Origin of the sequence: Streptomyces sp. NBC_00503 (assembly GCF_036346895.1) — a bacterium.
Taxonomy (GTDB): domain Bacteria; phylum Actinomycetota; class Actinomycetes; order Streptomycetales; family Streptomycetaceae; genus Streptomyces.
In genome coordinates this window covers 740,392-755,500 of sequence record NZ_CP107855.1, presented here as the reverse complement: position 1 = coordinate 755,500, position 15,109 = coordinate 740,392, and the positions used below count along the sequence as shown (strand labels likewise).

9 protein-coding genes are annotated in these 15,109 nt (G+C 69.2%); 4 read left to right on the top strand and 5 right to left on the bottom strand.

Annotated features, from left to right (window positions below; all coding sequences use genetic code 11):
• Positions 1-24 precede the first annotated feature (24 nt).
• The gene (locus OG490_RS03450; protein ID WP_330294795.1) at positions 25-1,722 is read left to right on the top strand and encodes a SulP family inorganic anion transporter; all 1,698 of its coding nucleotides are present in this window, start codon (positions 25-27) and stop codon (positions 1,720-1,722) included.
• A 6-nt stretch (positions 1,723-1,728) separates the two neighbouring features.
• Here OG490_RS03450 and OG490_RS03445 read toward each other — a convergent pair whose 3' ends face one another.
• Positions 1,729-1,926 carry a hypothetical protein gene (locus OG490_RS03445; RefSeq protein WP_330294794.1) on the bottom strand — a complete coding sequence of 66 codons (198 nt, stop codon included), beginning with the start codon at positions 1,924-1,926 and terminating at the stop codon, positions 1,729-1,731.
• On the opposite strand from OG490_RS03445, the gene ppdK reads away from it, so the two are divergent.
• Entirely contained in the window at positions 1,925-4,633 is a 2,709-nt protein-coding gene (ppdK, locus tag OG490_RS03440; protein ID WP_330294793.1) for a pyruvate, phosphate dikinase, read from the top strand. The genes OG490_RS03445 and ppdK overlap by 2 nt on opposite strands.
• A 513-nt stretch (positions 4,634-5,146) precedes the next feature.
• Positions 5,147-6,157: a quinone oxidoreductase family protein gene (locus OG490_RS03435; protein WP_330294792.1), complete on the top strand. Its 1,011-nt coding sequence runs from the start codon at positions 5,147-5,149 to the stop codon at positions 6,155-6,157.
• A gap of 507 nt (positions 6,158-6,664) precedes the next feature.
• On the opposite strand, the gene OG490_RS03430 is transcribed toward OG490_RS03435, so the two are convergent.
• Positions 6,665-8,332 (bottom strand): peptidase M23, encoded by a 1,668-nt coding sequence (locus OG490_RS03430; protein ID WP_330294791.1) that lies wholly within the window; start codon positions 8,330-8,332, stop codon positions 6,665-6,667.
• 37 nt (positions 8,333-8,369) lie between these two features.
• The gene (locus OG490_RS03425; protein WP_443065741.1) at positions 8,370-9,887 is read right to left on the bottom strand and encodes a hypothetical protein; all 1,518 of its coding nucleotides are present in this window, start codon (positions 9,885-9,887) and stop codon (positions 8,370-8,372) included.
• A gap of 302 nt (positions 9,888-10,189) precedes the next feature.
• Between OG490_RS03425 and OG490_RS03420 the strand changes: the two genes are divergently transcribed.
• The gene (locus OG490_RS03420; protein ID WP_330294790.1) at positions 10,190-11,263 is read left to right on the top strand and encodes a BTAD domain-containing putative transcriptional regulator; all 1,074 of its coding nucleotides are present in this window, start codon (positions 10,190-10,192) and stop codon (positions 11,261-11,263) included.
• 91 nt (positions 11,264-11,354) lie between these two features.
• Here OG490_RS03420 and OG490_RS03415 read toward each other — a convergent pair whose 3' ends face one another.
• Both OG490_RS03415 and OG490_RS03410 read right to left on the bottom strand, forming a co-directional pair.
• Positions 11,355-12,374, bottom strand: a complete 1,020-nt coding sequence (locus OG490_RS03415; RefSeq protein ID WP_330294789.1) for an alpha/beta hydrolase — start codon at positions 12,372-12,374, stop codon at positions 11,355-11,357.
• 80 nt (positions 12,375-12,454) lie between these two features.
• On the bottom strand, positions 12,455-14,914 hold the full coding sequence (locus OG490_RS03410; RefSeq protein WP_330294788.1) for a penicillin acylase family protein: 2,460 nt from the start codon (positions 14,912-14,914) through the stop codon (positions 12,455-12,457).
• Between the last annotated feature and the right edge of the window lie 195 nt (positions 14,915-15,109).

The following is a 15,109-nucleotide window of genomic DNA, read 5'->3' as shown; positions in this document are numbered from 1 at the left end:
GGAGCACCTTCAGTGAGGAGACCGATGTCCGTGCATGGAGGATTGTCCCTACGGCCGCCTGGCCTCCGGGGGTACGACCGGTCCTGGATCGGGCGAGACGCGCTGGCCGGAGTCACCGTCGCCGCCTATCTCGTGCCGCAGGTCATGGCCTACGCCGCCGTGGCCGGGCTCCCGCCGGTCGCGGGACTCTGGGCCGTGCTGCCCGCCGTCGTGCTCTATGCCCTGATCGGTTCCTCGCGGCTGTTGTCGGTCGGACCCGAGTCGACCACCGCGCTGATGACCGCCGTCGCCGTGGGACCGCTCGCCGGCGGAGACCCGGGCCGGTACGCCGTGCTCGCGGCGGCCCTCGCTGTGGTCGTCGGCCTCCTGTTCCTGGCGGCCTGGGCCGTGCGGCTGGGCTTCCTCGCGGATCTGCTCTCGAGGCCCGTACTCGTCGGCTACCTGGCCGGGGTAGCCCTGGTCATGGTCGTCGACCAGCTGCCCAGGCTCACCGGAGTGCGCACGACAGGCGCGGGCTTCCTTCCGAAGCTGTACTCCTTCCTCCGGAACCTCGCGCACATCCACTGGCCGACCGTCTGGCTGGCCGTGGCCGTCCTTGCCGTGCTCTTCGCCCTGCCGAGCTACTGGCGCTTCCTTCCGCGTCCGCTGATCGCCCTGGTCCTCGGCACTGTCGTAGTGGCGGCGTTCGGACTCGACCACAGGTACGGGATCCCCGTGATCGGAGCCGTACCCTCCGGGTTGCCGATGCCCGAGCTTCCACCGCTCGGCGACCTGCCCCGGCTGATGGTCCCCGCGCTGGGCGTCGTCCTCGTCGGATACTCGGACGTGATCCTGACCGCCCGAGCCTTCACCAACCGCGATCCGCAATCGCTGGCCCCTAATCGAGAGCTCCTCGCTCTGGGGGCGGCGAACCTGGGAGCGGGGGTCCTGCACGGATTCCCCGTCAGCAGCAGCGCCAGCCGGACCGCCCTGGCCCAGTCCTCGAAGGCCAGGAGCCAGGCCTACTCCCTGTTCGCCGCGCTCGCGGTGCTGCTGGTCCTGCTTTTCCTGGGCCCCCTCCTGGCCCACACGCCGAGCGCCGTCCTCGGCGCCATCGTCGTCTATGCCGCTGTCCGGCTGGTCGAAGTGAGTGAGTTCCGACGCCTCGCGGCCTTCCGGCGGCGCGAACTGCTGCTGGCCCTGGGATGTCTCCTGGGCGTGCTGGCCCTCGGCATCCTGTACGGCGTCCTCGTCGCCGTGGCGCTGTCCGTCGTGGAACTGCTGGCCCGCGTGGCGCGTCCGCACGATGCCGTGGAGGGGATGGTCCCCGGGCTCGCCGGCATGCACGACGTGGACGACTACCCGACGGCGACGACCGTTCCGGGGCTGCTGATCTACCGCTACGACTCACCGCTGTTCTTCGCCAACGCGGAGGACTTCCGCCGCCGGGCCCTGGCCGCCGTCGACGAGCAGAAGCCTCCGGTCCGATGGTTCGTCCTGAACACCGAGGCGAACGTCGAGGTGGACATCACCGCCCTGGACGCCGTGGACGCACTCCGCCAAGAGCTGGAGCACCGCGGAATCGTCTTCGCTCTGGCCCGGGTCAAACAGGAGCTCCGCGAGGACCTGGACGCGTACGGGCTCACCGCCTCGGTGGGCGCGAGCCACATCTACCCGACCCTGCCCACGGCCCTGGAGGCCTACCGGGCCTGGAGCAGGGAGGCCGGGACCGAGCAGGCCTGATCGGATCTACCGGCCGGTACCGGCCTCACCGGCGGCGCTGTCGCCCGGCTCCGGGGCCGGCAGGTGGAACCGCGCGCCCGCTGGATCTGCGGCGTGGGGCCGGGTGTCCCCAGGAAGGGCCGTCCGGCCCCTCTGGAGCGTGGCGCCGGTCAGCCAGTGTGGGAGTGAGAGCAGGATTCCGCCGAGGAGGCTGGTGGCAGTCATGGGTTCCAGGGGTTCCTACGTGTACGACTTCGCCGAGGGCAGCCGTGACATGGCCGACCTGCTCGGCGGCAAGGGCGCCAACCTGGCGGAGATGGCGCGCATGGGACTGCCCGTTCCGCCCGGCTTCACCATCACCACCGAGGCCTGCCGCGCCTTCCTGGCCACCGGCGAGCCGCCCGAGGTCCTCGACCGCCAGATCGGCGAACACCTGGCGGCGCTGGAGCGGGCCACCGGCAAGAGGCTGGGACAGGTCGACGACCCGCTGCTGCTGTCGGTCCGCTCGGGAGCGCGGTTCTCCATGCCGGGGATGATGGAGACCATCCTCGACATCGGCCTGAACGACCTCTCGGTCCTGGGACTGGGCAAGACGCCCGAGCGGGAGCGCTTCGCCTGGGACTCCTACCGTCGACTCGTGCAGATGTTCGGAAGTGTCGTCATGGGAGTCGACGGCGCACTGTTCGAGGGTGTGCTCCAGCGCGTCAAGGAGCAGCATCACGTCACGGACGACTCCCGGCTGGACACCTGCGACCTCATCAGGATCGTCGAGACCTTCAAGGACCTCGTCCTCGAGCGGACCGGTCGCACGTTCCCGCAGGATCCGCGCGAACAACTACGAGAGGCGGTCCTCGCCGTCTTCACCTCGTGGAACGGCGAGCGCGCCCGCCTCTACCGCAGGCGCGAACACATCGCGGATGACCTCGGCACGGCGGTCACCGTCCAGCGGATGGTGTTCGGGAACCTCGGTACGGACTCCGGCAGCGGCGTCGCCTTCACCCGCGACCCGGCCACCGGCCGCCGCGGCCTCTACGGCGACTATCTCCCCAACGCACAGGGCGAGGACGTCGTCTCGGGCGTCCGCAACACCGTGCCGCTGCACGAGCTGGCCACCCTCGACCCGACCTCGTTCCATCAGCTGCGCGCACACATGGAACAGCTGGAAAGCCACTACAGGGACCTGTGCGACATCGAGTTCACCATCGAACACGGCACGCTGTGGATGCTCCAGACCCGGATCGGCAAGCGCACCGCTCAGGCCGCCTTCAGCATCGCCTCACAACTGGCCGACGAGGGCCTCATCTCCGCGGACGAAGCGCTGGGTCGTGTCGACGGCGCCAAACTGGCCCGCCTGATGTTCCCCAGGTTCGACACCGACACCGCGACTCCCGTCATCGCACGGGGCGTACCCGCGTCGCCCGGAGCCGCAGTGGGCGCCGTGGTGTTCGACTCCCCGGAAGCGGTCCGAAGGGCTGCCGCCGGCGAGAAGGTCGTACTGGTACGACAGGAGACCACCCCCGATGACCTGCCGGGCATGCTCGCCGCCCAGGCGGTGCTCACCAGCCGGGGCGGCAAGACCAGCCACGCGGCGGTCGTCGCACGAGGCATGGGGAAGGTCTGCGTCTGCGGCGCCGACGCACTGTCCGTGGATCCGCACGCGCGCCGGTTCGTCGCCGGTGAAGTAACCGTGTCGGAAGGCGAGATGATCTCCGTGGACGGCTTCGACGGCACGGTCCGTCTGGGCGCCGTACCACTGGTCGAGTCCGAGGTCGTGCGCTACTTCGACGAGGGTGGAGAGCTGTCGGACGACACCGGACAGCAAGCCTGCGCCGAAGTTCACCGGCTCATGGAGCACGCCGACGGCATCCGGCGGCTGGAAGTGCGGGCGAACGCCGATACTCCGCAGGACGCGGCCCGCGCCCGCCGTTTCGGCGCGCAGGGCATCGGCCTCTGCCGCACCGAGCACATGTTCCTCGGCGACCGTCGTCCGCTGGTGGAGGACATGATCCTGGCCCGCACCGACGCGGAACGGGACGCGGCGCTCGCCGTACTCCTGCCCTTGCAGCGCGAAGACTTCACCGGCATCCTCGCCGCCATGGACGGCCTGCCGGTCACCATCCGGCTGCTCGACCCGCCCCTGCACGAGTTCCTGCCGGACCGCACGGAGCTGGCCGTACGCCTGGCCCGGGATGAAGCGCTCGGCCGGGCGGCCACTCCGCGTGACCGGGAGCTGCTGGCCGCCGTCACGCGTACGCATGAGGAGAACCCCATGCTCGGCCTGCGAGGGGTCCGGCTGGGCCTGGTGGTACCGGGACTGGTCGCCATGCAGGTGCGTGCGATCGCCGAGGCCGTCGTGGCGCGCAAGCGGGCGGGTGGCGATCCCCGAGCCGAGATCATGGTCCCGCTCGTCGGGGCGGTCGAGGAGCTCCACCTGGTGAAGGAGGAGGTGGCGGCGGTGCTGTCCACGGTGGCACAGGAGACGGGCGTGACGGTGGAGTGCCCGGTCGGAACCATGATCGAACTGCCCAGGGCTGCCCTGACGGCCGGCCGTATCGCCACGGAGGCGGAGTTCTTCTCCTTCGGAACGAACGACCTGACACAGACCACTTGGGGTTTCTCCCGCGACGACGTCGAAGCGGCGTTCTTCTCCGCCTACCTCGACAAGGGCATCTTTCCGACCTCCCCGTTCGAGACGATCGACCGGGAAGGCGTCGGACGCCTGGTGGAGATCGCGGTCCGCGAAGGCCGCGCCGCTCGGCCCGACCTCAAGATCGGCGTCTGCGGGGAACACGGGGGAGACCCGGCCTCCGTGCACTTTTTCCACAACGCAGGCCTTGACTACGTCTCCTGCTCACCGTTCCGGGTCCCCGTCGCCCGCCTCGAAGCCGGCCGCGCGGCCTTGTCCGACCGCTCGGCGGACGAGACGGAGTAATGCCGTCGACGCGGATCCCTTCCCATACTCGCTACCGGTGGTCAGCAGCCCGGTGAGGTACGGCCTGCCGAATCCGAGGGCCACACCACACGCCACGGGCGCGGCGGCCCCAACTGGGACGAGCTCGTCTTCGCGGCGGAGTGGGTGTCCAAGTATCTGAGCGACCTCCCGGCGAACGCGGTAGTGGGAGTGTCTGCCGCAGGGAAGCACCGCCGGAACCGAGGCCGACGAGGTGGTCGACCGATTGAAGGCAGACCCTGGCGCCACCGGTACGGGATGCCTTCGATCGGGCGGACTGCGTATCCGCGGTTCAAGCGGCTGGTCAGTGCGCATGAGCTGCATCTGTTCTTCGCGCCGACGCGGGAGGAGGCGGCGTGGGCGGCGGAGCGGACCTACGGCGGTGCGGAAGCGGCGGGCTGGAATGCTTGCCGGGAATCGGATCGCCATCAACGGGGTTGGTGGGGGACGAGCCATCAACGGGGTTGGTGGGGGACGAGCCGTTATTGGAGGGTCATGCGAGCGATTCAGGTGTACGAAGTGGGCGGTCCCGAGGTGCTGCAGGAGGTCAATGTGGACCAGCCGCGGCCGGGTCCGGGCGAGGCGGTCGTGGAGGTCGCCGCATCCGGGGTCAACTTCCTCGACGTCTACCACCGCGAAGGCCGGTACAGCCTTCCGCTGCCCTTCACCCCGGGCGCTGAGGGCGCCGGCACGGTCGTCGAAGTTGGACCCGGCGTCGCTGACGTCGCAGTCGGGGACCGGGTCGGTTGGGTGGAGATTCCCGGCACGTATGCCGAGCGGGCCGTCGTGGACTCCTCCCGGCTGGTGCCGCTGCCCGACGACATCGGCTTCGAGACAGCCGCCGCCGTGCTCCTCCAAGGCATGACCGCGCACTATCTCATCAAGGACGCCTACCCGGTTCAGGGGGGCGACACGGTGCTCGTGCATGCGGCTGCTGGTGGCATGGGGCTGCTTTTGACCCAGCTCATCACCCATCTCGGCGGCAGGGTGATCGGCACGACGTCGACCACGGCGAAGGCCGAGCTGGCGAAGCGTGCCGGGGCCGCTGAGGTGATCCTTTCCTCCGCAGTCGACGATCTCGCAGCCGAGGTGAGGCGGCTCAACGGCGGTCAGGGACTGCCGGTTGTCTTCGACGGTGTCGGCGCGCACACCTTCGATGCGAGCCTCGCCAGCCTGCGAACCCGCGGCCATCTCGTGCTCTTCGGCGCGGCAAGTGGTGCCGTGCCGCCGTTTGATCCGATTCGGCTCGCCCACGGCGGTTCGCTGACCCTGATCCGGCCCAGCCTCGGGGACTTCATCGCCGATCGGTCCGAACTGCTCCGACGGGCCGCCGATGTGTTCGAGTGGGTGCGCTCCAAGGCGCTTGAGGTCACCGTAACGGGCCGCTACGCATTGTCCGAGGCGGCCCAGGCCCACAGCGATCTGGAGGCTCGGCGTACCACCGGCAAGCTGCTCGTCATACCCGATGCGGCCGCTATGGGACGCCGCGAGGAGACGCAGAGCTGATCGCGGGTGACGAGGTCGGGGATCTTGGAGATTGAGATGTCGAGGGCATGGCCGACCGTCATCGCCAAGATCCCCGACAGCGTCAGGCACTCAGCAGGCCAAGATCAAGTTCTCTGGCGGCGACGATCCGTCTGATGCCTGACGGGGCCTTCGGGGCGGCTGCGGGGGAGACCATGTACACCACTTCCAGGCACCACATGACCTGACCCTTGCCTCTCATCCCCTCCGGAATAGGGTCGTGAAGCCCTGTCGGAATCGCAGAGTCAGAGCTCTTCTGGGTAGGCGGTGCTGACTACTGTGCTGGTTTGGTCTGCAACTACCGTAGGTGAGCAAGTCTCTGGCGTGTTATCGCCCCACGACAAGGACGCCCGGAGCACCGACGTGTGAGGCCGTGGAGGAGCGCCGAACGCCCGCCTCCGTCCGGCGCCTGCCGCGGGTGCGGTCGGCGGGACGACGGCGGGCGCCCTTCGGAGCTCCCGTCCGCGGATCGGATCCCCGTAGGAGCGGCTAGTTGATCGCCGGTCCGGAATTGTTCAGCCAGGCCCAGTCCGACCAAGTGGCAAAGCCGGTTTGCCACTTGTGGTAGATACCGGCGCTGCTGGTCGCGAAGACTTCGATGCGCCCGTCGGCGTCGTTGCCCGTGGCGATCTCGGTACCGCCGCCGCCGAAGGTATCCCACTCCGAGTACGGCGCGTTCGGGCGGGTCTGCCAGGCGTGGCTCGCGGCGGTGGCATTGATCGCGAAGACCTCGACCCGGCCGTCGGCCGACCGCGAGAGGGTCAGCTCGGCGTTGGAGATCCCGCCCATACCCGCCCACTCCGACCACGAGGTCGGGCTGGTCTGCCAACGGTGGAACACACCGGTGGCGTTGGAGGCGAACACCTCCAGCCTGCCGTCCTGGTTGTAGCCGGCCGTGAGGTCGTGTCCGCCGCCGCCGAAGTTCTCCCAGGCGGACCAGGCGCCGTTGACTCCGGTCTGGTAGAGGTGCTGGAAGGTGGTGTCGGAGAGGGCGAAGACTTCGAGGCGTCCGTCGGGTGCGGTTTCGAGGGCGAGGCGTGAGGTGGCCGGACTGCCGCCGGTGCCTTCCCAGTTGGCCCAGTTGCCGCTGGGTGCGGTCTGCCAGCGGTGGAAGACGCCGGTGGTGTTGGAGGCGAAGACTTCGATGCGGCCGTCGGCGTTGTTGCCGGTGGCGAGTCGGTATCCGCCGCCGCCGAAGTTGGCCCAGGTGGACCAGGCGCCGTTCACCGCTGTCTGCCACATGTGGTCGAAGGTGCTGTCGGAGAGGGCGAAGACCTCGAGTCGTCCGTCGGCGTTGGCGGCCACGGAGAGTTGCGCGTTGCGGGGTCCGCCTTCGAACCGCCACTGCGACCAGGCGCCGTTCACCGCGGTCTGCCAGGAGTGGTACACACCGTCGGCACCGGCGGCGAAGGCCTCGAGCCGCCCGTCCGCAGACCGCCCGGACACCACCCGACCGGCGCCGTACGGGTGCTTGGGGCCCGAACTCGTACCGGACCACAGCGCGTTGGCCATGACCACCGCGTCATCCGCCTCGACGGCGTAGAGGCCGCGCAGGTCCTCGCGCGGTCGCTGGACGTGCCAGCACACCTCGCCGATCGCCTCGTTGTTCCACGAGCCGCCCGGATACATCCGTTCCACCTCGTCGAAGAAGGCGTTGGTGGCGTGGGCCGGGTTCAGTCGCTCCTCGCGGGTACCCCACCAGTCCTGCTGCTGGAACAGCCCGAGGCTGGTGTAGTCGACGGCCTGGGCGTAGTTGTTGACGCTGGACTCCACGATGATCGTGGCGATCGCGATGGCCGCGGCCCTCTGGTTGAGGCCCCGGTCCTTGACCGCCTGCGTGACCATCCGCACGCAGGACACCTTGTAGGCGTCCATGTAGCCGGCCATCTTCGCGTGCAACTGCGGGTTGAGCTGGTCGGCCATGATGCCGTCGGCGGCCGACGGGCCGGCCGGATCACACGGCACGGTCGGAATGGCGAAGCCCTGCGGGCCGCTGAAATACCGGGAGACGCCGGACCGGTCCTTGCCCGGAACCGGAACCGGAACGGGCGCGTGTGCGGCGGCAGCGACCGAGGCGGTCATCCCGACGACCAACGCCCAGATCCCGGCCACGAAGGCCAGTCTGGTGAACACGCGGCGTAAACCATTCATCGCCATTGTCTGCCCTTCTGTCGTGAAGTGAAATGTGCGGAGTTCACGCAATTCCCGGCCCTGCGGTAGTGCCCACCCAGCCCCATTCGGACCAGGCGGAAAACCCGGTCTGCCAGCGGTGGAAGACGCCGGCGCTGCTCGTGGCGAAGACTTCGATGCGCCCGTCGGCGTTGTGGCCGACGGTGATTTCGGTGCCGCCACCGCCGAAGTTTTCCCAAGCCGAATAGGGGGCGTTCGGATCGGTCTGCCAGATGTGGGCGGCGGTGCTTCCGTTGATCGCGAACACCTCGACCCGGCCGTCCGCCGAACGGTCCGACGTCAGCTCGGAGTTCGCCGGGCCGTTCATCCCCTCCCAGCCGGACCAGGCGGAAAGGCTGGTCTGCCAGCGGTGGAAGACGCCGTTGGCGTTGGAGGCGAAGACCTCCAGCCGTCCATCGGTGTTGTGATTGACGGTGAGGTCGTGTCCGCCGCCGCCGAAGTTCTCCCAGGCGGACCAGGCGCCGTTGACTCCGGTCTGGTAGAGGTGCTGGAAGGTGGTGTCGGAGAGGGCGAAGACTTCGAGGCGTCCGTCGGGTGCGGTTTCGAGGGTGAGGCGTGAGGTGGCCGGACTGCCGCCGGTGCCTTCCCAGTTGGCCCAGTTGCCGCTGGGTGCGGTCTGCCAGCGGTGGAAGACTCCGTTGGTGTTGGAGGCGAAGACTTCGATGCGGCCGTCGGCGTTGTTGCCGGTGGCGAGTCGGTATCCGCCGCCGCCGAAGTTGGCCCAGGTGGACCAGGAGCCGTTCACCGCTGTCTGCCACATGTGGTCGAAGGTGGCGTCGGAGAGGGCGAAGACCTCGAGTCGTCCGTCGGCATTCGCTGCTACGGAGAGCTGTGCGTTGCGGGGTCCGCCTTCGAACCGCCACTGCGACCAGGCGCCGTTCACCGCGGTCTGCCAGGAGTGGTACACGCCGTCCGCTCCGGCGGCGAAGGCCTCCAGCCGCCCGTCCGCAGACCGCCCCGAGGTCACCCGGCCCGGGGCGTACGGGTGCGGCCGCGTCGCGGACTCCTCGACGATGTTGTCGTACCGGAGTGCCTTGTAGTCGCCGTTGGGGTGACCGTCGATCGTGGCGTTGTTGATGTTCGTGCGGAAGTGCCCCGGAGGCTCTACGCCGCTGGAGCCTCCGCCGAAGCTGTAGTAGGAGAACCCGCCGTGATCGTCCTCCCACTTGTGGAAGATCAGGGTGTGGTCGTAGAAAGAATTGAGAATGTCCCCTGCGCGCAACTCGTCCCGCGCGATCTCGTGCGAATAGCCGGGCAGCCCTTGGGTATTCGGGCTCGCGTTCAGATGCCACGCCATGGAGACGTAACCGGAACAGTCGGTGCGGTAGCGGAAATCGCCGCCGGCGTCGGGTGCGGACCCCTGCTGGTTGTACGGGGGATGCTGGTCCATCCAGTACTGGGCCCGCCAGATCACCTCGCTACGGGTGATCGGGCCGCCGCGGTCGGATGAGACGGCCGCCATCGCGGCAGTGGGCGCGGTCGCGGCGATGGCGGCCGCGCCGGCTATCAGCAGCAGGAGCACTCTGCCGCACCATGATCTTAAAGTCGTCACCGGAACCTCTCCCGTCGTCGGCGGCCGACAGTAGGGCGCACCGATGAAATGCCGATGGAATCGGCAACTCCCTTGACTGGCAGGGCAGATGGCGGACCGTCCTACGCCGCGGGGGCGGCGCGGTGCAGGGATGCCGGGGGCTTCGCGTCTGTCACTCCGGATCGTTCCGGATGCCCCGCCCGGTGCTCTCCCCCCTACTTTGTCGACGGCTTCCGCCAGACCTGCGGAACCGACCGACCGAACCGATCAGCCCGGAGCCCGGGGGAGCAGCGATGCCGACGACCGCCACCACCTGCCGACCGATCGCCACTGCGCTCGGGCACCAGGAGCGCAAGGTGCTCCACGCGGTCGGCTGCGGCCTGCGGGACGACGAGATAGCTGCCGCTCTCGCCCTTTCCGAGGACGCCGTCGCCGGACACCTCGCGCGGGTCCTCGTGAAACTCGCGCTGCGCGACCGGGCCGCCGCCATCGTCCACGCCTTCGACAGCGGCCTGGTCGTCCCCGGCAGCGGCCCGCGTACGCAGGCTGCGAGCCCGGCGCCGCGGGCCCCCACCCGCCGGGATGCCGGACCGACGATGCAGATTTCCCTGCTCGGACCGCTGCAGGCATGGCAGGACGGGCGGCCGCTGAAGCTGGGGCACCTGCGCCAGCAAGCCGTTCTGGCGGCGCTCGCGCTGTGCGCGGGCCGCACGGTCGGTCAGCAGGAACTGCTGGACGGAGTATGGGGGACGGACTCGCCGGTCACGAACGTGGTGCCGGTGTACATCTACCGGCTGCGCAGGACCCTGCGCGCCGGGGACGGCCGCCCCGACGCGGTGATCGAGCACGACCGGTTCGGCTACCGGCTGGTCTCCGGCCTGGTCGACGTGGACGTGTCCCGCATGGAGGAGCTGGTCACCGACATCGCGACGGCCGACCGGGCGGGAGAACCGGCGGAGGCGGTCCGCCTGTGTTCGCAGGCGCTGGACCTGTTCCGCGGGGAGCCCCTGGCCGGCCTGCCCGGGCCGCTCGCCGAGCTGGAGCGGTTGCGGCTCACCGAGCGCCGGATCACCATCGCGCAGCGGAAGCTGGAGTGGCAGCTGCGGCTGGGGCAGCACTCCGAAGCGGTCGCCGAACTGTTCGCCCTGTCCGCGGCCCACCCCCTGCACGAGCCGGTGGCCGCGCTGCTGATGCGGGCGCTGTACCTCAGCGGCCGACGGGCCGACGCGCTGACCGTGTTCGACCGGGCCCGCCGTCGCCTGGCCGACGAACTCGGCGTTCCTCCGGGCCGGCTGCTGCAGCGGACGCGCCAGTTGGTCCTGCGCGGGGACGAAGCGGGCCTCGGCCTCACCGCGGCGCCGAGGTGACCGGGTCTCCGTGGTGACCGCGCCACCGTGGTGACCGCGCCTCCGTGGTGACCGGGCCGCCACCGGATCGGGGCGGCCCGGCGCCGCGCGGTCAGGAGGCGAAGGACCGTTCCAGCCGGGGAATCAGGTCCTGGAGGTCCGCTTCCCAGCACCAGGCGTTGTGGCCGCCGTTGCAGTTGGTGCCCCAGCCGGCACCGTCGCCGTAGTCCACGTAGTGGTAGGGCATGCGCAGGGCGTCCATGCTGTCCTTGACGTGCTTGGACGCGCTCTCCACCCAGAACTCCAGGTCGGTGGCGTCTCCGCGTCCGTTGCCCACGTAGATGGAGACCCCGACTCCAGCGAGCTTGTCCATGTGCGCCGCCGGGTCCACCTCGTTGAACCTCCAGTCGGCGTTGAACACCGGGTAGGGCGAGCCGAACGCGGCGTCACTGTCCACGCCGGGGGAGTAGCCGACGAGGGAGGCGACGACGGCCATCCGCAGGTCCATGGACCGGACCGACAGGTCGATGTCACCCGACAGGGACGCGGTCTGGCCGAACAGGTCGGGGCGGACCTGGGCGTAGTGCAGGGCCCCGAACCCGCCCATGGAGACACCGGCGACGGCCCTGGCCTTCTTGGCGGCGATGGTCCGCAGGTTCGCGTCGATGAACGGAATCACCTGCTTGAGGTGGAAGTTCTCCCAGTTCTGGGCACCGGCCGCGGTCCTCTGGTTGAGCCAGTTGGCGTACCAGCCCCGGGCACCCCCGTCCGGGATGACGGTGATCATCTCGTTCGAGGTGGTCAGCGCCGGGTAGTTCTGCTGGATCGGGTCGTCGGGCGAACCGTGCAGGAAGTACAGCACCGGGTAGCGCCTGGCCGGGTCGTCGTAGTAACCGCTCGGCAGGATGATCTTGATGTGGTGCTTGCCCGAGACCTCAGGTGTGGTCACGGTGATGTAGAAGTTGGTGGGACCGCCCACCGTCGTGTCGACCTGGGTCAGGCCGAACCCGTCCGTCATCCTCGGCGGTTCGGTGCCTTCGGCGGCCTGTGCCGAACCGGCAGGCAGCGCCATTCCCACTACGGCGGCCATCAGGGCCACCACCATTCGCCACCGACTCGATGTCCTCGTCACAGCGTGCTCCCTCGTGAGCCTTGTCGTTGCGCGGGTGCGGGACCGATCGGGAGACCGGTCCCGGTTCAGGACCTTCGGTCTCAGTTCAGGACCTTGACCTCCAATGCCGGCGAGGCCGCGATCTGCTCCTCGGTGAACCGCTCGGCCACCCACTGGCCGGCCGAGAACAACTTGGTCTGGTCGGCGTAGTGCGGTGAATTCGGGTTGGCCGACTGGGAGTAGGTCAGTACGGAAGAGGTCTGCGGCGGACCGTCGGCGGTGAACAGCACCTGCTGGACGAAGCTGGAGCCGAAGGTGATGTCCATCTTGCCGTCGACCGAGCCGGGGGTGACCACGTTCAGCACGCCCAGCTCGTGGACCGCCCCGTGGATCGGGATCTGCTCGCCGTTGCGCGTGATCTTCTGTACGTCCGACAACGCCGCGTTCAGCGGAATCCCCGCGTTGCGGAAGGCGATGACCGTCCGGCCGAACGCGTCGCGGACGGCGGAGCCCCCGGAGTCCAGCGAATTGGGGGTGTGCACCGGATCGTTGGGGTCGAAGGGGATCCGCCACGGCAGCTTTTCCACCGACTGGCCGCCGAGCAGGGCGTACCAGTAGTTCTCGAACAGCCAGGAACCCCGGCTGTCGGCCGTGAAGTCGTGGCTCTTCCAGGCGGCCAGGATCGGGCACGCCTCGCTCACGTTGACCAGCTGGCCGTCCACCAGGATGAGACCGAAGGGCTGGGCCCGGCACATCGCCACCGTGGCGTCGAGGGCCAGATCGGCGGCCCGGCTGTTGTCGGCGAACAGCAGCTGCCGCATGTTCTCCGGCGTGAACCCCCGGCCGGGCAGGCCGTCGGTGCCGTTGATCCGCTTCTGCGCGGTCAGGATCAACTCCTGGGTGCGCAGCGACCGGGGCGCCGCCGTGTCGCCCATCACTCGCGGGAAGGACAGTGGTTGCTCGGGGTTGGCCAGCCAGGCGCTGTCATTGGCGTTGCCGACGAAGTCCTTGCGGATCAGCCGCGGCTGCTTGTGCGGGTCCAGCAGCCCCGGGGCCACCGCGTTCGGATCGGTGGGCCAGTCGCACGCGCTGCGTTTGCCGTCGAAGATGGAGACCGGCGGCACGTTCGGCAGCCGCAGCACCTGATTGAACAGAGCCTGGCCGGTCAGGGTCAGGCACGACTGGGCGTGCTCGTCGGTGATGTTCGGGGTGGCCTGGATGTCCGCGTACAGGGCGTTGCCCTTGCGGTCGGAGGCGACGGTGTTGAAGAAGGGGACGCCCTGCGTGGTCTCCAGGGTGTTCACCACCTCGTCGACGTCCTTGGCCTGGTCGAGGTGGAACCAGGTGTTCAGCGCCCGCAAGTTGTCCATGTTCGCATCGCGCACCGCGTGCGCGCTGACCACCCACGGCAGTGGGACGGTCAATACCTGATTGGTGATCGGGCCGTAACGGGTCGCCCACAAGGTCCTGTTGACCCTGCCGATGGAGCCGTCCGCGTTCAGCACGTCGACACCGACCTGCTGTGAGGTCATCGCCTCCCAGGCGCCGTCGACCAGGTAGTTGGTCGGGTTCAGCACATCGACCTGTACGTCGAAGAGCCCGAAGGGGGCCACCGTGGCGACGGTGTGGCTCCAGGCGACATCGTCGTTGTGCCCGATGTTGACCGCGGGGAAGCCGAGCAGGCTGGCGCCGGAGACGTTGATCCTGCCCGGGATCGTCAGCTGGCTCTGCCACATCCGGTTCTTGCCTTGCCAGGGGAAGTGCGGGTTCGCGAGCAGCATGCTGGTACCCCCGGACACGCCCTGCGAGCCGACCGCCAGTGCGTTGCTGCCCATGCTCTGCTGCCGGTTGACCGCCATCGCGTCGCGGATCTTCGCCGCGGTCTCCGTAGCCGAGGAGGCCGGCGCAGCGGCGGCAGAGGCGGCGGCCGAAGCCCCCGGGGGAGCCGCGTTCACCTGGCCGTCGAGCAGCACGTCCGCGGTGCCCATGATGATCTCGGCGTGTGCGTGCCGGTAGACGTCCAGCTCCGTGATCGGCCGCACCCACGCCTTGCCGCGGCAGGCCGGGTCGGTGATGTGGTCCACGCCCGTCTCGGCCAGGTACCGGTTGTACCCCTGGACGTAGCCGCGAATGGCCTCCTTCACCTCCGGCTCCGGCCCGCCCGGCGCGGGCAGGTCGATCAGCCGCTCCACCACCCGGTTGTCGTTCATCCGTTGGAAGTAGATGTCGCTGTTGAGATTGGTGGTGGTGTTCTGGTGCTCGCCGGGACTCGTCTTGCCGTCCGGCCCCAGATAGCGGGACCGCTGGGCGTTGACCATCAGATAGGTGTCGGCCAAGGTGCAGATGTTGTCCTTGGCCGCGGCGTATCCGTAGCCGGTGCCCAGTCCCGCCCAGTCGGAAGCGATGATGTGCGGGATTCCGTACTCGGTGTAACGGATGGTCGGCTTGTCGGGCGCCTGTCCCGGATCCGGCGCCCCGGTGGCCGCCATCGTGCTCAGCACCGCCGCCACCGCGGCCGTGGCCACCATCGGCAGCCTCGCTCTGAATCTCCTCCGCGCCATCGAGCCGTCCTTCCCCTGTGGTCCGGGCCTTCGTCTGACCGCGGCCACGCTAGGGAGGAGCGATGAAATCCCGATGACGCCGGCGTCGGCTCCGGCCGTTCCCGATGCCCCCGCCACAGCCCTTAGGCCGTCTCTTCCGGATCTTGCCGGGACGACGCGGGCTCGACCGGCAAGATCCGAAAGAGACGGCCTAGC

Coding starts and splice junctions, on each gene's coding strand:
- OG490_RS03430 (WP_330294791.1), bottom strand. CDS start 8,332: ATGGCGATGAATGGTTTACGCCGCGTGTTCACCAGACTGGCCTTCGTG.
- OG490_RS03450 (WP_330294795.1), top strand. CDS start 25: ATGTCCGTGCATGGAGGATTGTCCCTACGGCCGCCTGGCCTCCGGGGG.
- ppdK (WP_330294793.1), top strand. CDS start 1,925: ATGGGTTCCAGGGGTTCCTACGTGTACGACTTCGCCGAGGGCAGCCGT.
- OG490_RS03445 (WP_330294794.1), bottom strand. CDS start 1,926: ATGACTGCCACCAGCCTCCTCGGCGGAATCCTGCTCTCACTCCCACAC.
- OG490_RS03420 (WP_330294790.1), top strand. CDS start 10,190: ATGCCGACGACCGCCACCACCTGCCGACCGATCGCCACTGCGCTCGGG.
- OG490_RS03435 (WP_330294792.1), top strand. CDS start 5,147: ATGCGAGCGATTCAGGTGTACGAAGTGGGCGGTCCCGAGGTGCTGCAG.
- OG490_RS03410 (WP_330294788.1), bottom strand. CDS start 14,914: ATGGCGCGGAGGAGATTCAGAGCGAGGCTGCCGATGGTGGCCACGGCC.